The organism is Collimonas sp. GW821-FHT07E08 (assembly GCF_059418905.1).
In genome coordinates this window covers 205989-226521 of the sequence record NZ_JBWKQR010000004.1, presented here as the reverse complement: position 1 = coordinate 226521, position 20533 = coordinate 205989, and the positions used below count along the sequence as shown (strand labels likewise).

The 20533-nt window shown below is 60.4% G+C and carries 21 protein-coding genes; 5 read left to right on the top strand and 16 right to left on the bottom strand.

Features of this window, described 5'->3' with window-relative positions; all coding sequences use genetic code 11:
* Positions 1 to 242: 242 nt before the first annotated feature.
* Complete coding sequence (locus AC07RZ_RS07155; RefSeq protein ID WP_494667423.1) at positions 243 to 599, bottom strand: energy transducer TonB; 357 nt, start codon at positions 597 to 599, stop codon at positions 243 to 245.
* Between the two features lie 538 nt (positions 600 to 1137).
* Between AC07RZ_RS07155 and AC07RZ_RS07150 the strand changes: the two genes are divergently transcribed.
* The 4 genes from AC07RZ_RS07150 to AC07RZ_RS07135 all read left to right on the top strand — a co-directional run bounded on the left by AC07RZ_RS07150 (position 1138) and on the right by AC07RZ_RS07135 (position 3501).
* Positions 1138 to 1758, top strand: a complete 621-nt coding sequence (locus tag AC07RZ_RS07150) for a hypothetical protein (RefSeq protein ID WP_494667422.1) — start codon at positions 1138 to 1140, stop codon at positions 1756 to 1758.
* 151 nt (positions 1759 to 1909) lie between these two features.
* Positions 1910 to 2251: an EF-Tu C-terminal domain-related protein gene (locus AC07RZ_RS07145; protein ID WP_494667421.1), complete on the top strand. Its 342-nt coding sequence runs from the start codon at positions 1910 to 1912 to the stop codon at positions 2249 to 2251.
* Between the two features lie 175 nt (positions 2252 to 2426).
* On the top strand, positions 2427 to 3020 hold the full coding sequence (locus tag AC07RZ_RS07140) for a GNAT family N-acetyltransferase (protein ID WP_494667420.1): 594 nt from the start codon (positions 2427 to 2429) through the stop codon (positions 3018 to 3020).
* Between the two features lie 208 nt (positions 3021 to 3228).
* Positions 3229 to 3501 carry a DUF4242 domain-containing protein gene (locus AC07RZ_RS07135; protein ID WP_144738484.1) on the top strand — a complete coding sequence of 91 codons (273 nt, stop codon included), beginning with the start codon at positions 3229 to 3231 and terminating at the stop codon, positions 3499 to 3501.
* A gap of 175 nt (positions 3502 to 3676) precedes the next feature.
* Here the strand turns inward: AC07RZ_RS07135 and AC07RZ_RS07130 are convergent, their stop codons facing one another.
* The gene (locus AC07RZ_RS07130) at positions 3677 to 4573 is read right to left on the bottom strand and encodes a pirin family protein (protein WP_494667419.1); all 897 of its coding nucleotides are present in this window, start codon (positions 4571 to 4573) and stop codon (positions 3677 to 3679) included.
* Positions 4574 to 4608: 35 nt separating this feature from the next.
* On the bottom strand, positions 4609 to 5343 hold the full coding sequence (locus AC07RZ_RS07125) for an isochorismatase family protein (protein ID WP_494667418.1): 735 nt from the start codon (positions 5341 to 5343) through the stop codon (positions 4609 to 4611).
* A gap of 156 nt (positions 5344 to 5499) precedes the next feature.
* On the opposite strand from AC07RZ_RS07125, the gene AC07RZ_RS07120 reads away from it, so the two are divergent.
* Positions 5500 to 6420, top strand: a complete 921-nt coding sequence (locus AC07RZ_RS07120; RefSeq protein WP_494667417.1) for a LysR substrate-binding domain-containing protein — start codon at positions 5500 to 5502, stop codon at positions 6418 to 6420.
* A 50-nt stretch (positions 6421 to 6470) separates the two neighbouring features.
* Here the strand turns inward: AC07RZ_RS07120 and AC07RZ_RS07115 are convergent, their stop codons facing one another.
* The 13 genes from AC07RZ_RS07115 to AC07RZ_RS07055 all read right to left on the bottom strand — a co-directional run bounded on the left by AC07RZ_RS07115 (position 6471) and on the right by AC07RZ_RS07055 (position 20354).
* Positions 6471 to 6848 carry a VOC family protein gene (locus AC07RZ_RS07115; RefSeq protein WP_494667416.1) on the bottom strand — a complete coding sequence of 126 codons (378 nt, stop codon included), beginning with the start codon at positions 6846 to 6848 and terminating at the stop codon, positions 6471 to 6473.
* Between the two features lie 73 nt (positions 6849 to 6921).
* Positions 6922 to 7587: an energy transducer TonB gene (locus AC07RZ_RS07110; protein WP_494667415.1), complete on the bottom strand. Its 666-nt coding sequence runs from the start codon at positions 7585 to 7587 to the stop codon at positions 6922 to 6924.
* A gap of 130 nt (positions 7588 to 7717) precedes the next feature.
* Complete coding sequence (locus AC07RZ_RS07105; protein ID WP_144738489.1) at positions 7718 to 8047, bottom strand: DHCW motif cupin fold protein; 330 nt, start codon at positions 8045 to 8047, stop codon at positions 7718 to 7720.
* 19 nt (positions 8048 to 8066) lie between these two features.
* The gene (locus AC07RZ_RS07100; RefSeq protein WP_494667414.1) at positions 8067 to 9068 is read right to left on the bottom strand and encodes an XdhC family protein; all 1002 of its coding nucleotides are present in this window, start codon (positions 9066 to 9068) and stop codon (positions 8067 to 8069) included.
* A 90-nt stretch (positions 9069 to 9158) separates the two neighbouring features.
* A complete protein-coding gene (locus tag AC07RZ_RS07095) occupies positions 9159 to 10427 on the bottom strand; it encodes a c-type cytochrome (RefSeq protein ID WP_494667413.1) in 1269 nt (422 codons plus the stop codon).
* Complete coding sequence (locus AC07RZ_RS07090) at positions 10427 to 10978, bottom strand: (2Fe-2S)-binding protein (RefSeq protein ID WP_494667412.1); 552 nt, start codon at positions 10976 to 10978, stop codon at positions 10427 to 10429. The genes AC07RZ_RS07095 and AC07RZ_RS07090 overlap by 1 nt, the downstream gene beginning before the upstream one ends.
* Positions 10975 to 13803 carry a xanthine dehydrogenase family protein molybdopterin-binding subunit gene (locus tag AC07RZ_RS07085; RefSeq protein ID WP_494667411.1) on the bottom strand — a complete coding sequence of 943 codons (2829 nt, stop codon included), beginning with the start codon at positions 13801 to 13803 and terminating at the stop codon, positions 10975 to 10977. Before AC07RZ_RS07085 ends, AC07RZ_RS07090 begins: the two co-directional genes overlap by 4 nt.
* A 326-nt stretch (positions 13804 to 14129) precedes the next feature.
* Positions 14130 to 14981 (bottom strand): ABC transporter permease, encoded by an 852-nt coding sequence (locus AC07RZ_RS07080; RefSeq protein WP_092393168.1) that lies wholly within the window; start codon positions 14979 to 14981, stop codon positions 14130 to 14132.
* A 54-nt stretch (positions 14982 to 15035) separates the two neighbouring features.
* Complete coding sequence (locus tag AC07RZ_RS07075) at positions 15036 to 15845, bottom strand: ABC transporter ATP-binding protein (RefSeq protein ID WP_494667410.1); 810 nt, start codon at positions 15843 to 15845, stop codon at positions 15036 to 15038.
* Between the two features lie 98 nt (positions 15846 to 15943).
* Positions 15944 to 16981, bottom strand: a complete 1038-nt coding sequence (locus AC07RZ_RS07070; protein ID WP_494667409.1) for an ABC transporter substrate-binding protein — start codon at positions 16979 to 16981, stop codon at positions 15944 to 15946.
* 189 nt (positions 16982 to 17170) lie between these two features.
* Complete coding sequence (gene recR / locus AC07RZ_RS07065) at positions 17171 to 17767, bottom strand: recombination mediator RecR (protein WP_186450506.1); 597 nt, start codon at positions 17765 to 17767, stop codon at positions 17171 to 17173.
* Positions 17768 to 17859: 92 nt separating this feature from the next.
* Entirely contained in the window at positions 17860 to 18180 is a 321-nt protein-coding gene (locus AC07RZ_RS07060; RefSeq protein ID WP_014006791.1) for a YbaB/EbfC family nucleoid-associated protein, read from the bottom strand.
* 86 nt (positions 18181 to 18266) lie between these two features.
* Positions 18267 to 20354 carry a DNA polymerase III subunit gamma/tau gene (locus AC07RZ_RS07055; protein ID WP_494667408.1) on the bottom strand — a complete coding sequence of 696 codons (2088 nt, stop codon included), beginning with the start codon at positions 20352 to 20354 and terminating at the stop codon, positions 18267 to 18269.
* Between the last annotated feature and the right edge of the window lie 179 nt (positions 20355 to 20533).

Sequence of the window (20533 nt, the reverse complement as noted above, 5' to 3'; positions counted from 1 at the left end):
CGACCCGGACCCAATTACGTGCACCGCGTGTGGCGGTTCCAATTTTCATGAAGATGAACTTTGTCGATATTGCAAAACCGCACTCACTAAAGCTAACGATATAATCGTCCGATCATAATTTTTGACCAGAGCAAGGTGGGTCGAAATCAACCTGTTGCGACCGGCTCGAAACGGCCAGAAGCCGACATCACGGTCCAAGCTGTCCAGCTGGGAGCAATTATTTCTTTTGATATCCTCCATCACTATTTAGTGTGCCAGATCCATCTCAACGTTTCCCACGAATCTACTGCTACACCATTCACTGTAGCAGGTACAAATTCGCACGCTCTCATTGCTTGAGCGGCTGTCGAATCTAATCTTTGATATCCACTAGAGCTCGCTATTTTTGTTTCTATAACTCGTCCTTCTTTGGAGATATGCAGACTCACATCTACAACTCCAGTTTCGTTAGCAGCCAGAGATGCTCGTGGATAGCGGGGGTGTCCACATGTTGATGGCTTCGTTTTAGCTCTTGTTGTTATCACGTTGTTCGATGGCGTACTACAAGCCGCAGTGAACAAGCATGCAATGATGGAAATTGAAATTAATTTCAGGTGCATAGAATTTTCAAGACAGAGTAAGAATGCCGATTGAACAGGTGCTGTATGGCTCTATCCATCGGTAAAAACGGTGAATTCGAAATGTGGCGTCGTTAGCCCGCAGTCAGCCAAGAGCAGCCAGTCGTGTATGTATACATAAGCGGTCACTCATAATGCCTACGGACAAGACGACCCCACCCATGTGGCTTGGACCTCCAAAGGTGTCGTGCTGGAAGAGAATAATATAGCTAAAAGCTTTGTGCTAAATTAGCATGTATTTATTAGGGGCAATAAAAATTAAAAATAATTGCGATATACATAACACGCTACGGTTACTCAAGCTAGGACACCGTGCGCTACTAACGCAGAGTTAGTCTTGACTAAGATACTTTTGAAGGACTGTAATCGGCCAGAGCCGGCCACTGAGAATTTTTCTCCGAAAGAAATCTCTCAGCGGTCCTCATAGGGTATGTCATCGCGCTAGAGATAAGCATACTGTTTTCTTCGCAAGCTAATACCAAAACAGCGAACATTCAAATAATATTTTATTGGCAACTACATGTATATTCTCTTCCTCGTACTCTTGTTTAGTCTTCCGATTGTTCTTGCCTACGCAGGAAACCGGATGGGGAAAAGTGCTTCAGACTGGTCGAAGGCCATCGCGGGAATAGAAGCGCAGATGGATTTACCTGAGAGTATGGATTTTTTTTATTCGAAATGGAGCGTGTTATGGGACATCGTGATGTACACCTCCGTAACGGTCGTCATGCTAGCACTTAATTTTCTGTGGCTTTGGTTTCCCGTAAAGCAATCCGGTGAGTTGTCGGCAGGAATTCTGTTAGGCGTAATATTTCTACCGTTCACAATATTTTTTGGACTGAAAGCGAAGAACGCAGCGGCGATATTGGTGAATATTGAAGACCCGGCTGTGAAAATTTGTCGAACAGGCTGTCGATACGACAAACGGATTTACCCTTGGGCTTCGATACAAAACATAAACACAACTGGATTAAGGACTCCATTTCTTGTTGTTCAGCACGCACTAAAGAATGATGGAAAACAAGAAAAATTTACGGTAAATCTTTCTCTCCTAAGTCAGCGTCATTTGCCTGAATACATGCAAAAGTATTGGTCGATTTTTGGTTCATTGGCAAAAGCCGACGATAACAACCCGCAGTAACTGACCGCTTAACGGAAGAGAAAATGACCGCTTAGGGTCGAAATCAACTTGTCGTGGCCGCCTCAAAAAAGGCCAATTCCTGTCGGTCGGGCCAGCTACGGCATTGAATAGCAATAACACATTCACCAATGCATGATAATTGGCTCAAATTATGATGAAAATTCCACACGATATCGAAGCGGAAATTTACTTTCTAACGCCTGCCGAAGGCGGCAGGCGTTCTCCTGCATTTGATGACTATCGGCCACAGTTTTACTACGATGGACATGATTGGGATGCAAGACACGTTTACCCTGATGTCAAACAAGCCAATCCCGGAGATACCGTCAGAGCTTTTTTGGGATTCCTGAGTCCGGCAGAACACCTTGGGAAGATTTATCCAGATATGACGTTCGAAATTCGAGAGGGCGCACGAACCGTAGGTAGAGGAAGAGTGACTCGAGTTATTGAGCTAGAAGAGTCGGCAACTCGTTTTAATCAAAAGAACCCGTGACGTCCGATATGAATGTCCGCTTCGGAGAAATCCGATAGGCCGCTTGGGGTCGTTAACTGCCTATCGCCAGCGAATGTTATCGCCCAAGAGCGGCCATCCGATCAATCAGCCAATCGGGCATGTCAATATTAATTGTTCGAGGATCCGGATTACATACAACAACAGGCGTCAGCATATGTCCACACAAGTCCCGGAAATCCTATTCGACGCCACAGGCTTTGAAGCCAGGAAGTTAACCGAAGACGACCTGCCCGCGTTGCAGGATTTCTTCGTTGCCAATCCCGAGTACTTCCTTGCAGTCAACGGCATGTTGCCTCGACCTGACGAAGCCAGGCAGGAGTTCGAAGATCGGCCGCCCGCTGACATGTCCTTTGATGAGGCATATGTGATCGGCTTCGTGGACAGAGCAGACCGCTTCGTGGGAATGGCGACGGTGCTTTCAAATCTCTTCGCTCCGCACGTTTGGCACATAGGCACGTTCATCGTCGCTACTTCGCTGCATGGGACGGGCACAGCCGGATTCCTGTACGAGCGGCTTGAGGAATGGGCAAAAGAAGAAGGTGCGTCCTGGTTGCGCCTGGGCGCCGTGGCCGGCAACTTGAAGGCAGAACGCTTCTGGGAGAAGGTCGGGTACAAGGAGGTCCGCCGCCGCACCGACGTGCAATTTGGTAGCATGACTCATACGATTCGGGTGCTCGTCAAACCGCTTCGCACGCCAGGCTTGGAAGAGTACTTGAGCTTGGTCGCTCGCGATCAGCCGGAACCATAAGCAGACCAACGCATACTCATGCCCGCGCGATACATTTAATCCAATGGTTCCACAACGAACCAAACAGTTATTGCTCATTGGCATGTTCTGAAAATTTTAACGATCCTGACCGGCGGCGTGGTGTATAAATATAAGGTGTCATGGCGTGCGTGACGAGTGGGGCCCGGGAGTGTGGTACTCACTCGGAAATCATCCTGAGGAGAATGCTATGCCAAAGTACGTAATTGAGCGTGAAATTCCTGGGGCCGGGAAGTTGTCATCACAAGAGCTCCAAGCCATTTCGCAAAAGTCGTGCGGCGTGCTGAACAAGATGGGGCCGCAGATTCAATGGCTCCAGAGTTATGTTACCGGCGACAAGATCTACTGCGTCTATATCGCGGCGAATGAAGAGCTGGTTCGGGAACATGCCCAGCAAGGGGGCTTTCCTGCAAACCGTGTCTCCGAAGTCACCTCGGTAATTGATCCGACCACGGCAGAGTAGTACAGCCCAAGCAGGTGCTTCGCCGACGTCCCTGCCTCAGCTTCGCGCTGGCAGGGACGCGGTTGAGCTTGTGCGTTAACCGGCGGGCGCCTGGGCCGCATTTACGCGGCCTTCCCGGAACATCTCAACCAGCTGGCCAAGGTCCCTTCCTTCGTCGATCCTTCTGCAATGCATCTCACGGTGCATCGTCAGCCGCAGAGGGATTGTCAGCTCGGCCGGCAGCCATTGCCAATTGGCCGAACTCGCCACGTCGATATGCCAGCAAGCGATCATCCATCTGTTCAACGCTGTTCATCACCAGCGGCCCATGCTTAACCATGGGCTCTCTCAGCGCCGGGCCCGACAGGATCACGAAGTGGACGGAATCTGCCGCTGCCAACCTGACGGCGCTTGCCTCGGTTGCCCCTAGCGCGTGGCCCTCCGCCAACTGCCGGGCGCAGGCGAAAGCGTCCATGCTCAGGCTGAGCGTTCCCTGCACTGCATAGATCATGGCGTTCCAGCCGGCTGGAACCGCATGTTCAAAGGTTCCGCCGGCTTCAAGAAAACCATCCAGCAGCGTGAACGGCTGTGGCAACTGCGCCGGTGAGCGCAAACCCTGCGATTCTCCTGCCACCACCCTCACCCGTACGCCCGGGGCCTGGAACACGGGCACATCGGCCGCATCCACATGCACTGCGAGCGGATCGATCATTTTCTGGGCGGCAGGCAGGTTCACGAAAATCTGCAAGGCATGCACATGCGGGTTTTCACCTTCCGGCCGCTCGGTATGCACTGCGCCGCGCCCGGCGACGAACCAGTGCAGGTCGCCGGCATGGATCGGTCCCCGGTTGCCGAGCGAATCGTAGTTGTGGTGCGGGCTGGCGGAATCTTCAAACACATAAGTCACCGCCGAGATGCCGGCGTGCGGATGCGGTTCGAAGGTAGGGGCTGTCATGTGGAAGTGATCCAGCATGACGACCGGATCGATCCTCCCCTGGAAATCGTTCTCCGCAAAATGCCTGGCGTTGAAACCCTGGCCGATGCGCATTTCGTGCCCGGCCACGGCCGGTGAGACAGATGCTCTCTGGTTCATGTGAATTCTCCTGTTCCGGATCAAGGATCGCTGCCTTATGGCTTGCTGAACGCACTGTGCAATTGCCAGACCAGGCCGGCGAACGGCATGTCCAGCGCTGCGTAGACATCCTGCGCCTTGGGATCGGTGTTATCCCTCAGCATTTCGACCGCCGCCGCCGCATAGTCGGTCACCGGCACGCCGGCGCCAGCCAGCCGTTGCAGACCGACCGTGCGCTTGGCGTCGTTGAATGTGCCTGACGCATCCAGCACCACGCGCGCATCGTAGCCGGCGGCCTTGGCCGACAAGGCTGGGAAGGTTGCGCAGACTTCCAGCGATACGCCGGCGATCAGGATTTGCTTGCGTCCGGTTTTACGGATCGCAGCTTGCACCTGCGGATCTTCCCAGGCATTGACCACCGTGCGGTTGATCACCGGCACGCCAGGCAAGGCTGCGCGCAGTTCCGGAATGGTCGGCCCCCACATGCCGTCCGGCATGGTGGCCGTCATGATCACGGGCACGCCCAATGCCTGCGCCGCCTTGGCCAGCGCCACCACATTGTGCCTGAGCTCGGCAACTGGCATGTCACGCACGCCGGTGAACAAGCCGACCTGGTGATCGACCAGCAGCAGCACGGTGTCGTCGCGCGATTGCGGGGCGAGATAGGCGTTGGCGCCCTGGATACGGGTGGCGGCCGCAGCAACTGGGGCGGCTGCGGCAGCGTTAGCGGCGAAGAGCGAGAAAGCCAAGGCAGCGACGGCGCCAGCCTGGATAAGTTTGCTGTGTTTCATGTGATTCTCCTGAGGATGGAAACGGTTTTGGTAAGCGGCGGGTTACTTTCCTCGCCTGGAATCCATAATGCGCTTGCAACGATAGTTCTTAAAGGTGCAAAATAACAACTTATCGTTTCACTGGCGGAACGATAAAACTGCAAGGCGCCCACTTCCATGAATCCTCTAGCAATCGACCTGAATGACCTTTATCTGTTTGCCCAAGTAGTGGAGCGGCGCGGCTTTACCGCGGCCGGCGATGCGCTGGGGATCCCGAAATCGCGCATCTCGCGCCGCATTTCGCAACTGGAAGCGCGCCTGGGTGCGCGCCTGCTGCAACGCACTTCGCGCCGCATGAGCCTGACCGAGGCCGGCGAGGAGCTCTACCGCCATTGCGCCGCCATGATCGCCGAGGCCCACGCCGGGGAAGATGCGGTTCGCAAACGCCTGGACGAACCCGTCGGCACCGTGCGCGTCAGCCTGCCGATGGCGATTGCCGACATTGCCTTGCCGCGCCTGCTGCCGCGCTTCATGCAGCAGTTCCCCAAGGTGCGCCTGATGGTCCAGGCCAGCAATCGCCAGATCGACCTGATCGAAGAAAACATTGATGTGGTGGTGCGCGGCATCGGCGCCCAGCTGGAATCGTCGAGCCTGGTGCAGAGCAGCCTTTGCTCGGTGCACTGGGTGCTGGTAGCCAGCCCGCAATATCTCGCGCATAACGGCCCGATCGACCAGCTGCCCGCGCTGGCTGCTGCCGACGCCTTATATTACGCACCGCTGAGCGACGGCGACATCGCTTGGCGATTGCTGGGGCCGGGCGATACGCAGCATCAGGCGGCAATCGGCAAACTCCGGCTGCAGAGCGACAATCTATCCATCCTGATGCAGGCGGCGTTGGCCGGCATGGGCGTCGCCACCCTGCCGCGCTATGCGTGCAGCGCCGAACTGGCTGCCGGCACGTTGCAAACGGTGCTGCCGGAATGGCGGCCCAAGGCCGGCAACCTTGTGGTGCTGTTTCCATCGCGCCGCGGCCTGGCGCCGGCGGTCAGGGCATTCGTCGATTTCCTGAAAAGCGCATTGCCGGCGGTCCTTGCCTAGGGCCGCCCGGCGCACAAGCCGAGCTTGCGGACATCCCCTCGATGGCAGGGTCAGGCCTCGGGTTCGTGGCAAACCACTTCGATGTTGTGCCCGTCCGGGCCAATGACAAAAGCCGCATAGTAGTTCGCGTGGTAGCGCGGGCGCAGGCCAGGCGCACCATTGTCTTTGCCGCCCGCCTCCAGGGCCGCGCGATGGAAGGCGTCGACCTGCCCGCGATTTTCGGCCACGAACGCCAAGTGAAGATGCGCCGGCCTTTCGTCGGTTTGGTGCAGGCACAATGAAGCCTTGCTCTTTGGGCCGATAAGCTCGACGCCGTACGAAGGCTGCCCCTCCCCGGCGACAACTACGCCGAGCGGTTCGAGCGCCTTGAGGAAGAACGTTTTACTCTCTGCATAGTCGCTGACGCCGAATTTGACGTGGTCAAACATGAATTCTCCTGAAGTGTGTGGGCCCGCGCGAGGCCGGACGCAACATGCCCGGATCCAGGGTCAGCCAATTCACTCACTCCAGCTTCCAGACATACTGCATGCGCGTAGCCGATTGTACCGGCTGCCCGTCCGCCATGGCCGGCGTGAAATGACACAGGCTCCAGGCTTTCAGCGTGGCCCGGTCCAGGTCCTTGTAGCCGCTGCTCTTTTCAATCGCGGCGTCCACCACGCTGCCATCGGTGCCGATGACCAGCTTCACGTTCACCGTGCCCTGCTCTTCATTGCGCAAGGAAGTCCTGGGATACTCCGGTTTTTCGCAATGCCCTGCGACTTTCGCGCTGGTATGCGCCGGCGGGCCGGCGGCCTGGGCCGTGGCGGCTGGCGCCGGTTGCGCGACGGAAGTGGGCAGCTCGTTGCTCGGCGGCTTGACATTGGTGACCGCGGCAATCGTGTTTTCCTGCGGCTGCGGCTGGACCTTGACCTCTGGCGGCGGCACGTAGGGAGGCGGCGGCGCAGCCGATTTTGGCGGTGGCGGCACCGGCTTGTCGGGCGGCGGCGGGGGTGGCGGCGGCTTGATTTCTGCAATGAGCTTGGTGATCACCGGCTCCTGGACGACCTCGACGACTTTGCGCGCCAAACCTGTCACCAGTGCATATACGACCGCTATATGCAAAACCAAGACTACCGTGAAACCAACCAGTTTCCTGGTGGGTTTGCTCCCATCCAGTGCGAAATCCATTGAAGGACTCCTGTCTGCCCGCCCGACGGCAATCCTGCCCGTTTACTTGGCGGATTGCCTACTTTCATATTAGCAGCTTAGCGGCAACAGTAAAGGAGCCAAGGCCAAAACTTCCTGCCTGGAACTGCGTTCAGTCGACGATGAACAGCTTGGCCCCGACCGCGGTAAACGACTTGTGCGGTTCGGCGCCGTCCGCAACCTGGTAACTCATGCCGGCCGCCAGCAAGAACCTGCGGCCGTCTTCGAGTTCGGTGTGCAGTTCGCCTTCCAGGCAAAACAGGATATGCCCTTTGCTGCACCAGTGGTCGGCCAGGTAGCCCGGCGTGTATTCGACCATGCGCACGCGAATGCCGCCGAAGTGGCGGGTGCGCCAATAGGCGATCCCGGTCTCGCCCTTGTGTTCGGTGCGTTCGACGGTTTCCCAGTCGGTCGTGCCAAACGGAATATCCGTCATCTTCATGTATTTGCCTTCACGTGTTTCACGGCCGCTCTACCATCCGCAGGCCGTCGGTATTGACGGCACAGCTGGACGCCGACACCGCTACCCTTCCGCGGTTGCGCAGCATGACCAGCTCGGCCAGCACCGATACCGCGATTTCGGCCGGTGAGCGGCTCAGGATCGACAAGCCGATGGGTGCATGCAGGTCGCTAATCTGTTCCGGGCTCAGGTCCAGCATCAGCAATCTTTCCTTGCGCGCCTCGGTGCTTGCCATCGAGCCGATGGCGCCGACGTAGAAAGCATCCGTCTTGAGCGCTTCCATCAGCGCCATGTCGTCGATTTTCGGGTCATGGCTGAGGGTGACGATCACGGTGCGGCGGTCCGGCTTGAAAGCCAGCACGGCGTCGTCCGGCATGCCGTCCAGCCAGACCACGTCGTCGACCTGCCAGTTGCGGCGCTGTTCTTCGCGCGGATCGTTCAGGTACACCGAGAAATCCAGCGCCGGCGCCATCTGCGCCAGGTATTCCGACACCTGGCCGCAGCCGATGATCAGCAAGCGCCAGCGCGGGCCGAACACCTGCAGCAATTCCTGTTCGTCGAAATGCAGGGCGAAATCGGCGTCGCTGGCTTCGATGCTGGCCGCGCCGCTGCGCATGTCCAGGCGGCGCTGCACCAGCTTGCGGCCGGCGACGGCGTCCAGCAAAGGCGTCAGCGAGGCAGCGTCGGACAAGGGTTCGATCACCAGTTCCAGCGTGCCGCCGCAAGGCAAGCCGAAACGCTGCATCTGTTCGGCGCTGATGCCGTAGCGCACCAGCTCTATGCGCTCCGGGAATGCCGCGGCAAAACGCTGCATCAGGTCGTCTTCGATACAGCCGCCCGAGACCGAACCGGTGAAGTCGCCATCGTCGGTGATCGCAAACAGCGAACCGAGCGGCCGCGGGGCCGAACCCCAGTTGCGCACTACCGTCACCAGCGCCACCCGCTTGCCCTGCTGGAGCCAGCTGACGGCGCTTTTCAATACTTGATAATCGACTGCATTCATGGCGTGCCTGATCTTTTTTAGGTTTTTACCAGTGTAATGAAAAACAGGACCGGCCGCTTGCACGGCCGATCCTGTTCCTGAGGCCGGGCTTCAGTGCGCTGCCGTCAGCCGCATGCCTTTGATGCGGTCCGGGGTGATGTCCGCTGGCTGGCCGCCCCAGGCAGCGCGCAGGAAGTTGGACAGTTGCGCCAGCTCCTTGTCGCTCAGCTGGCCGGCGAAACCCGGCATGTCCTGCAGGCTTTCCGTGCCGGGAAATTTCTGCGCTTCGATCCCGTCCAGCATCGCCACGATCAGGTTATGCGGATCGGCGTTGCGCACCGTCGAATTACCCTTCATCGCCACCGCCACATGCGGCTTGCCTTCGCCCTGGAAACCATGGCAACCGGCGCAGACCGCCGTATACAAACGCTTGCCGGCATCCAGTTCGGCGTTGATGGCCTTGACTGGTTCAGGCGGCAACGGCTTGTCGCCCAGCAGGTAAGTGACGACGGCGCTCAGGTCCTCCTTGCTCAGGTATTGCGTACTCAGGTGCACCACCGGGAACATTTCGCCGTAGGCCGAACCCTGAGGCGCGATACCGGTGGCGAAGAAGGTCTGCAGGCCGGCCGCCGTCCAGCCCACCGCAGCCAGGCCGGCGGGCGTGATATCCGGCGCGGCGACGCGGCCCAGCGCGGCGCCGGCCAGCGGTTTCGACAAATCGAGCTGGCCGAATGCGCCGCGCGGCGAATGGCATTCCGCGCAATGGCCGAGCGCATTGCTCAGGTACTGGCCGCGCAGCCAGGCAGGAGACTGGCCGGCGGAAGCGTCGCTCAGCGAATTCTTCAGGAACGGCACATTCCAGAACATCATGCCGAAGCGCATGTTGTACGGGAATTTCAGGTCCGCCTCCTTGCTCGACACGGCGACCGGCTTCTGCTGCATCAGGTAGGCATAGATGGCGTCGCTGTCGGCGCGCGTCATCGAGCGGTACGAGGTGTACGGCATGGCTGGGTACAAGTGCTTGTCCGGCGTCACGCCGTCATGCAGGGCCTTGTAGAACTGGTCGGCGCTCCATTTGCCGATGCCGTGCTGTTTGTCCGGCGTGATGTTGGAGCCGTAGAATTTGCCGAACGGCGAAGCCAGCTCGACGCCGCCGGCAAACGGCGCGCCGCTGGCGGTGGTGTGGCAGGCGGCGCAATCGGCGGCTTTGGCCAGGTAGCGGCCAAGCGCCAGCTGGTCGGCGCTGCCCGGCTTGACCGCATTGCCGGCGGCTGGCGCAGCCGGACTGCTGCCGCTATCGCAGGCGGCCAGCAAGGCCGTCGCCAGCAGCGGCGCGGCCGCCATATGCAAAACCTTGCGCAGGTACCGGAGCTTGGTCATCACTTGCCATCCTTTACCAGTCCCGGGGTCGCCAGCGCCACTTCCTTGACCGCCTCGAAGTAGCGGACGTAGCCGGTGCAGCGGCAGATATGGTCGTTCAATCCATCGGTGATGGCCTGGTCGAGCTGCTCCTTGCCAACCGGCTGGCGTTTCAGTTTCTCCAGCAGCACCGTCGCCGCGTTGACGAAACCGGGCGTGCAGTAGCCGCACTGGAAACTGTAGTGTTCCAGGAATTTCTGCTGGATCGGCGACAGCGCCACCACTTCGCCCTTTTCGTTGCGCTGGGCGTGGCCTTCGACGGTGCGCACTTTCTTGCCCTCGAAAAAATGGGCGCCGGTGATGCAGGAACGCACTTCTTCGCTAGTGCCGTCGGGCTTGTCGAGGATCACCACGCAAGCGCGGCAGACGCCCTGGCCGCAACCCAGGCGCGAACCGGTCAGGTCCAGGTATTCATGCAGGAAATCGATCATCATGATGCCTTCCGGTACCGGCACCGGTCCGACCGGCTTGCCGTTGATATGCATGGTGATGGGATGGATAGTCATGCTCATGCCAGAGCCTCCTGGATATTTTGTGGGGTTACCGGCAGGTCGGTGAAACGATGGCCGATAGCGTGGGCGATGCCGTTGACGATGGCGCCGACCACCGGGATCATCACCACTTCGGCGATGCCCTTGGGCGGGTCGGTTTCGGTCAGCGGCGGCAGCACTTCGCTGGTCTGGGTCCAGACCGCGACATCCTTGGCGCGCGGCAGGTGGTAGCGGTTGAAATTCCAGCTGCCGTTGCCGGGGCCGTCCTCGTACAGCGGCAGATACTCATGCAAGGCATGGCCGATGCCCATCGCCAAGCCGCCCTGCAGCTGGCCGGAAACCAGCTGCGGCGAAATCTGGTTGCCGCATTCCATGATCGAGTGATGGGTCAGCAACTCGACCTTGCCGCTGGCTTCGTGCACCGCCAGTTCGACCAGCGTGCCGACCGCGCTGTAGTATGTCACGGCGGCGTTGTTGCGCTGGGTCGGCGGGATGAAAACCTTCTTGCGGTTCAGCACTTCGTAACCGCCGGCGGTGTTCATCCTGGCCTTGCGCGTCTTGTCGGCGCCCTCGCCGTAACGCAGCGACAGGCCGTCGAGCGGGATCCTGACCAGGCTGCCGAGGATCTCGAACTCGGCTTCCGTCCATTGCCAGCGGTTGAACACGTGCACGGTGGCGCCGGTCACCAGCCCCAGCTCGTGGGCTTTCTTCACCAGCCGTTCATAGAGCAGCGCTTCCAGCCCGGCGGCCGACAGCTTGCCGTCGACCCAGCGCGCATCCTCGACCCGCACCACCAGCGGCGCGGCCTGGCCGCCGCCTATGCCCTGGCTCCAGATCGCCATCGCCGCCGGCCACAGGCCGTGCATGAAGATTACGCGCGCGGCTTCGCGCGTGCTGTGGGTAAAGTAGAAGGCTGAGTTGGTGGCGCTGGACGGCGAGGAATAACCCGGCGACCAGCGCGGATTGGCGGCCAGCTTGTCTTGCTCGGCCTGGCTCATGATGTAAGGATCGCCGCTGGTGACCACCGGCAGGTCGCTCCAGTCGGTGACCGAGGTGCGCACTTCATGGGCCGGCTTGCCCAGCCATTTGGCGCAGGCGATCGCTTGCGAGGTCGACATGCCGGTGCCGATCTCTGCCGCGCTGTGCGACAGGTGGATCTGGCCGTCGGCGCTGATTTCGACCTTGGCGAACGAGGTCTCGGCGCCGGTGCCGAAGTCCTTCTGCACGCAGGCAAATCCCACGCCATAACGATAGCCCGGATGGCCGGCTTCGTATTCGGTTTTTTTCTTGCCGCGGTTGATCCACAGAGGATGGTTCTTGGCTTTCTGCAGCACTTCGTCGACCCGGATCGCGCCGGCGGGAATCGCGCCCTGGGTGTTTTTCATGCCCGAGCGCAGCGCATTCTTGAGGCGGAAATCGATGGCGTCGAGGCCGAGTTTTTCCGCCATTTCGTCGATCATCATCTCGGTCGCCGCCATGCTTTGCAGCGTGCCGTAGCCGCGCGCGGAGCCGGCATCGATCGCGCGGGTGGCGATGGCGACCGCAGCCAGGTCGGTTTTCGGGAAATAATAAATCGATTGCGCGGCGGTGGCGCCCACCATCGCTACCGACGGCGAGAAGTTGGCGCGGCCGCCGCCGTTGGCTTCGAACTCGCCCTTGAACGATTGCAGCAGGCCGGTCTCGCGGTCGACCGCGATGCGGTAGTGCATCTTGAAGGCGTGGCGCTTGATCGCGGTCTGGAACTGCTCGTAGCGGTCGTTGGCCAGGCGCACCGGCTTGCCATCCGCATACAGGGAAGTCAGCAGGCCGTAGAACGGGAAATTGTAGTGGTCCTTGGAGCCGTAGCCGACGGTATAGCAAGGATGGAGGAACAGCTGCTTGAGCGGGAACTTGCCCTTTTTCATCATCTCGATGGCGCTGTCCACCACTTCGCCCGGCGACTGCGTCGGCACTACCATGTGCAGGGCCTGATTGACGCTGTCGTACCAGCAGTTGGCGTTGTCCGGCTCCAGCGCGGCGGTGTCTACCGACTGCGTGCCGTAGTCGCGCTCCATGACCAGCCAGCTTGCCGGCGGGTGGTCCAGCTGCTGCTGGATCTGGGCCGCATGGAACATGCCCTGCTCGCCCAGCTTGCCGTGTTCCTGGCCGTCCGGCCATACCGGCTGGTGCTTGCGCATCATGCTCGGGAACACCGGTGCGTTCTTCAGGCTGGAAAAGACATCGTCGTCGAACGATGTCGCGCCGCCGACGCGCACGAAACGGAATGTGCCCCAGGGATCGCGTTCCAGCGGCCCGGTGACGGGGCCGTACTGGATCACTTCATCCTTGAACTGCAATTTGTCCTTGGCAAAGCGGAAGCTGGCGAAATCGTTGTAGATCAGGATCGCCACGGCATGCCCCAGGTAGGCCGCGGTCTTGCCGGCCGGCAGCAGCATGTCTTCGCCGTAAAACGCTGGGAACGCGACGCCGTCGCGCGCCAGGTCGGCGGCGGTGACCACGCGGTCCGGCTTCAGTTCGTCGCCCAGCAAGCCGAGGTCGACACCGAGGAAACTGCGGTCAGCCTTGGTGGCGCGCAGGATGAAGGCGTGCGCCTGCTGGTCCGGCCAGTGCGGCATGTCGCGGGCGCGTACGTCGCGCGCGAACACCTTGGCGCCGGTGACCTTGGCGATGCCATCGATACGAAACTTGACCTGGCCGTTGCCGCTGTCCCACTGGACGGGCGTCAGGATTTTTTCTTCAAACAGGGCGGCGAACGCCTTGCCGCCCATGGGCGCCACGTATACCGAGACCCCGGCCACTACGCTGGCCTTCAGAAAACTGCGACGCGAAAGGTCGAGTTTTGTCATGTATTTCTCCTCAAAAGCCAAGGAGCACCCCAACCGTCGTTCGCTAGCGGTTGTTGCAGATGCTCATCGGATCCATCAAAAGCCCCTGCCGGGCATTCATCTGGGGGTCGGCATTTTATTACATTGGAGAACTGGCAACATAAGCACTATGACATGATGAGAATAGGCGATTGGATGGCATACGCAACCGGATTTGCAGCTAATCGCGGCAAATGCATGGAGATAGCCGCCTGCTTGCTTGAGAGAATGCCATTTTCTCTGGCAAGCTCCTTTTGCAATCAGCAGGCCCGGTCTTGCCATGGCGGCTAGACGCGCTGCAGCAGTCTTTACAAGCGCTCTGTTTCGCCGCTCTTCGGCTGCCACTTCATCAGGCGTTTTTCGATCATCCCCACCACGGTATCGAGCACCAGCGCAAACGCCGTCAGCACCAGGATGCCGGCAAACACGGTGTTGATGTCAAAGCTGCCCTCGGCCTGCAGGATCAGGTAGCCGACGCCGCGCGCCGAACCGAGGTATTCGCCGACAATGACGCCGACGAAAGCCAGGCCGACCGACGTGTGCAGGCTGGAAAACACCCAGGAAGTGGCCGACGGCAGGTACACCGTGCGCAGCAGCTGGCGCTGGTTGGCGCCCAGCATGCGGGCGTTCGCCAGCACCACCGGGCTGACTTCCTTCACGCCCTGGTAGACGTTGAAAAACACGATGAAAAACACCAGCGTCACCGCCAGCGCCACCTTGGACCAGATGCCGAGCCCGAACCACATGGCAAAAATCGGCGCCAGGATCACGCGCGGCATGGCGTTCGAGGCCTTGATGTAGGGATCGAGGATAGCCGAGGTCAACGGCGACAAGGCCAGCCACAGGCCGACGCCGAGGCCGAACACCGTGCCGATGCCAAACGCCAGCATGGTTTCGGTCAGCGTCACCAGCAGGTGCGAATAAATCTCCGCCGGGAAAACCAGGGTGAACCAGGTATGGTCGCCGAAACCGACTTCCACCGAACCGCTGCCGACTGTAAACCATTGCCAGATGCGCAGCAGCACCTTGAGCGGCTCGCCAAAGAAAAACGCGGTCTGCGGATTGCGCGTGGCCAGGTGCCAGATGCAGAAAAATATCAGCAGCACCAGCACTTGATAGACGCGCAGATTTTTATAATTGGGCTTGATGGCTTTCCACATGATCCTGTTTTATCCCTGTTTTCCTGGTTCCACGAATTGCTTGCCGGCTTGCTGCTAGGCGACTTTCTTCTGTTGCTGGTAACCCTTGAGCACCTCATCGCGCAGCACGCTCCAGATCTGCTGGTGCAATTCGACAAAGCGCGGTTCGTTGCGGATTTCCGCCACGTCGCGCGGCCGCGGCAGGTCGATCACGAATTCGCCTATCGGATGGGTGCCGGGCCCGGCCGACAGCACCACCACCCGGTCCGACATGGCGATCGCCTCGTCCAGGTCGTGGGTAATGAACAGCACCGCCTTGCGCTTGGCGCTCCACAGTTCCAGCACTTCGTTTTCCATCAATTGCCGGGTCTGTATATCCAGCGCTGAAAACGGCTCATCCATCAGGATGATGTCGGGATCGAGGATCAAGGTCTGGGCCAGCGCCACGCGCTTGCGCATGCCGCCCGACAGCTGGTGCGGATAGCGGTCGCCGAAGCCTTGCAGGCCGACCCGCGCCAGCCATTCCTCGCCCAGCTGGCGCGCCTTGGCTTCATCGGTTTCGCGGTACTGCAGGCCGGCGATGACGTTTTGCAGCGCGCTGCGCCACGGCATCAGCGCTTCCGCCTGGAACATGTAGCCGGCGCGGCGGTTGATGCCGAGCAGCGGCTCGCCAAATACCTGGACGGTGCCGGACGAGGGCTGCAGCAACCCGGCGCCGACGTTGAGCAGGGTCGATTTGCCGCAGCCGGTCGGGCCCACCACGGACACGAATTCGCCCGGCGCGATCGACAGGCTGGTGTCCGCTACCGCGGTGTAGCGCTGGGAACGGTCATCCTTGGAGATGAAGGTGCAACTGACGTTGTCGAGAAAGAGGGCTGGAGTCATGGGAATATGGATGGGCTTGTGACGGCAGCAGCCTCGGCGCCGTCCTGGAAAACCGCGGACGACGCGCACAGGGCGACCCATGCGCGCCGTCCCGTCGATTATTTGTACTTGGCGTTGGCCTTCTTTACAAACTCGTTGGTGTAAGTTTGCGACAGGTCGATATTCTTGCCGGCCAGGTCAGGATCGAATGCCTGCAAGGTGCGCAGCGCGACTTGCGGTCCGGCCTCAGGGATGGTGCCGTCCGGCGAAATCGCCTCGCGCACTTTCATGAAGGCTTCGATGTACAGCGCGCGGTCGCCCAGCTGGTAGCTTTCCGGCACCGCCTTGACGATGTCCGACGGCCCGGCTTTCTGCAGCCATTTCAGCGCGCGCACCATGGCGTTGGTCAAGGCTTGCGTGGTGTTCGGATATTTCTTGATGAAGTCGGCCGAGGCGTACAGGGTCGCGGCCGGCATCGGGCCGCCGAACACGGCGTTGGTGTCTTTCAGGGTGCGGGTGTCGGCGATGATCCTGATCTCGTTATTCTGCTGCATCATGGTGATCAGCGGATCGAGGTTGGCGATCACGTCGATGGCGCCGGAACGCAGCGCCGACAAGGCGCCGGCCGAAGCGCCGACGCCGATATAGGAAACATCGGTCGGTTTCAGGCCGCCCTTGGCCAGCACGAAATTGGACATCATGCTGGTCGACGAACCCGGCGCGGTGACGCCGATCTTCTTGCCCTTCAGGTCGGCGATCGACTTGTAGTTAGGCATGGTCTTGTTGGACACGCCCATGACGATTTGCGGCGCCCTGCCCTGCAACACGAAGGCGACGATATGCTGGTTCTTGGCCTGCATGCTGATGGTGTGCTCGAACGCGCCGGAAACCACATCGGCGCTGCCGCCGACCAGCGCCTGCAAAGCCTTGGCGCCGCCGGCGAAATCGGAAATCGTGACGTCCAGTCCTTCATCCTTGAAATAACCGAGCTGCTCGGCGATCGTCAGCGGCAGGTAATAAAACAGGTTCTTGCCGCCCACCGCGATCGCCACCTTGGTTTTCTCGGGGGTCTGCGCAAACAGTTTGCCGTTGAAGGTAAAGTACCCCGCCAAGAACAGGCAAAGGGCGATGCCGAACTGCTTCCAGCTGAATTTCATATTGTCTCCTCGTATATCCAGGGTTATTTCACTGCTGTTTGTGTGCAATGGTTGTTTTCTTTGCCGTCTTGGCGCGGCTGTCTCGAAACTGGTTACGCCTTCTACGAGCTATGATAACGATGATAATACTGCCCGAGCGGAATTAATTCGGACTACCGCTATGTTTTTTTGGCATGGCGCTCCGGCCTGTCAGGTCGCGCGCCGGTCCAGCATGGCGCGCGCGATGGTGCCGGCGTCGACATACTCCAGTTCGCCGCCCACCGGCACGCCGCGCGCCAGGCGGCTGACCTGCAGGCCGCGCGCTTTCATGGTTTCGCTGATGTAGTGGGCGGTGGCCTCGCCTTCGTTGGTGAAATTGGTGGCCAGCACCACTTCGGTGACCACGCCGTCGGTAGCGCGGCTGATCAGTTTCTCCAGCTGGATATCCTTTGGACCGATGCCATCCAGCGGCGACAAGCGCCCCATCAGGACAAAATACAACCCCTTGAAAGTCAGGGTCTGCTCGATCATCAGCTGGTCGGTCGGCGTTTCCACCACGCACAGCAAGGTCGGATCGCGCTCGGGGTCGAGGCAGGTTTCGCACACCTCGTTCTCGGTGAAGGTATTGCACAGCGCGCAGTGGCGGATCTGCTCGACCGCCTGGGTCAGCGCCCGCCCCAGCAGCGCTGCGCCGTCGCGGTCGTGCTGCAGCAAGTGGTAAGCCATGCGCTGAGCCGACTTCGGACCGACGCCGGGCAGATGACGCAAGGCTTCGGTGAGCAAGGTAAGACTGGAAGGAATTTTCACAGAATGTAGTTATTAAGTTTCATTACCTGCGAAACACCGCACGAACCTTGAGTCGTGCAGCGCTTATTGATCCGATCGACCACGGCGTCTGGTCAGAATGGCAGTTTGAAGCCGGCAGGCATGCCGGCGGTCAGGCCCGACATCTTTTCAGCCGACAGCGCTTCCGCCTTGCGCACCGCATCGTTGAACGCTGCGGCTACCAGGTCTTCCAGCATGTCCTTGTCGTCAGCCAACAGCGAAGCGTCGATCGCCACGCGCTTGACCGCGTTCTTGCACGTCATCACGACTTTCACCAGGCCCGCGCCCGACTCGCCTTCGACTTCGATCAAGGCCAGTTGGTCTTGCATCTTCTTCATGTTGTCCTGCATTGCCTGGGCTTGTTTCATCAGCCCTGCCAGTTGGCCCTTCATCATGGTGCTTCTCCTATAAAAACAGATAATTTAACCGGTGTTTCAAATGGCGCCCGGCGTCATGCCGGCGCGCCCTGCTGCTTGCCGTTTCAGCCCAGGGGCTTGACCGATCCCGGTACGATGGAAGCGCCGAATTCGCGCACCATGCTCTGGATGAAAGGATCGTTTTTTGCGGTCTGCTCTGCCAGGCGCTGCCGTTCGGCCTGCGCCGCCATGGCCTGCGCATTTGCCGTATGGCGGACCTGGCCAAGCTCCGTTTCCACCTTGACCGGCCGGCCGAAATGCTCAGCCAGCGCAGCCTCCAACTTATCAACACTGCCGGCCGAACGCAAGGTATCGAACGGAATCCGCAGATAGAACTGGGCCGCCGGGCCGCTGCTGTCGGACTTGATCAGTTCGCTCTGCTGCGCCAGCTGGTGCGCTACGCCGCGCACCGCCAGGGTGGCGGCCAGCAACGGCCAGTTGCCATCCCAGTTCAGGTTCGGATCGGGTTGCAGCACCAGCGGCGGCAGCGGTTCCGCCGGAGCCGCCGGTTGCGGCGCCACGGCTTCGGGACGCACAGCCTGGCGGCCGTTGCCCGCTACGCCGTTGGCGGGAGATGGGCGCTGCGGAGCGGATGGTGCGTACGATTCAGTTTTTTTTTCAGCCGCCGAACTGGAGAATTCGGTATCCGGCAAATCCATGGGCAGCGGAATCTCTTCTTCCCAAGGCGGCACCGGCGAATTTTGCGGAACGTAGACCGGCGCTGCCGGTTTGGCGTCCGCTACGGCCACCACGGCCGGCTGGCCGGCCGGCGCCTGGCCAGGCTGCGGCCGCACCGGCGCGCCGCCCTTGCGGGACGACGCCGCGCGCGCTGCTTCCAACGCAGCCCTGGCCGGGCTCATGGCGCCGCTGCCGGCGGGAGGCGCTGCCGGCGCGCTGGTGCTGAGCGTGGGCGGAGCGCTGCTCAAGCGGGCGGCGGCCGGCGCCGCCTGGGCTGGCGGCGCCGGCCTCGATACAGGCGCCGCTGCCGCTGGCGCCACGCTGGCCTGCGGCCGCGGGCGGCTGGCCAGCGGCGGCGTCACGGTGCTGCCGTCGGCTTGCGGGCGGAAGGCCAGCATGCGCAGCAGCGTCATCGAGAAACCGGCGTATTCGTCCGGCGCCAGGCCCAGTTCATTGCGGCCGTGCACGGCGATCTGGTAGAACAGCTGTACTTCTTCGGCATCGAACAAGGCTGCCAGGCGGATCACTTCTTCCCGTTCCGGCAAATCCTCGGCCAAGGCCGCGGGAACGCTTTGCGCCAGCGCGACCCGGTGCAGCAAGGTGCCCAGGTCCTGCAGCGCCGCGCTATATGACAAGCTGCGGCTGGCCATGTCGTCGGCCACCGCCAGCAAGCCGGGGCCGTCTTTCAGCGCCAGCGCATCCAGCACGCGGATCAGGTAGGACTGGTCAAGCGCGCCCAGCATGCCTTGCACCGCTTCCAGCGTCACCTTGCCGGCGGCATAGGCGATCGCCTGGTCGGTCAGCGACAGCGCGTCGCGCATCGAACCGTGGGCGCCCTGCGCCAGCAGGCGCAAGGCCGGGGTCTCGAATTCGATCTGTTCCTGGCCCAGGATATTGTCAAGGTGGCTGATGATATGGCCGGGCGGCATCTGCTTCAGGTTGAACTGCAGGCAGCGCGACAGCACCGTTACCGGGATTTTCTGCGGATCGGTGGTGGCCAGGATGAACTTGACATGTTCTGGCGGCTCTTCCAGCGTCTTCAGCATCGAGTTGAAGGCGTGGTTGGTCAGCATGTGCACTTCGTCGATCATGTAGACCTTGAAGCGCGCGTTGGACGGCGCATACACAGCCTGTTCCAGCAGCTGCGCCATTTCGTCGACGCCGCGGTTCGAGGCCGCATCCATTTCGATATAGTCGACAAAGCGCCCGGCGTCGATCGCCACGCAAGCTTCGCACACGCCGCACGGGGTCGCGGTGATGCCGCCGTTGCCGTCGGCGCCGATGCAATTGAGCGATTTCGCCAGGATCCGCGACAACGTGGTCTTGCCGACGCCGCGGGTGCCGGTGAACAGGTAGGCGTGGTGCAGGCGCTGTTGCTCCAAAGCGTGCGTCAAGGCCCTTACGACGTGTTCCTGGCCGACCAGCGTATCGAAGCTTCTGGGGCGATATTTACGGGCGAGAACTTGGTAGGACATAGGCAGCGGATAGGGGCGGCAGGTTGTGAAATACAAACAGCATTTTACCTGACAGACGAAGCCCGCACAGTTTTTAAACTCGGCGTCATTCCGGCGCATGGCAAACCGATTGAAGGCAGCCTCTAGATAATTGCTCGACAACACCTTCCAGAGAGCGGAGACAAGGGGTAAAGTCAGAT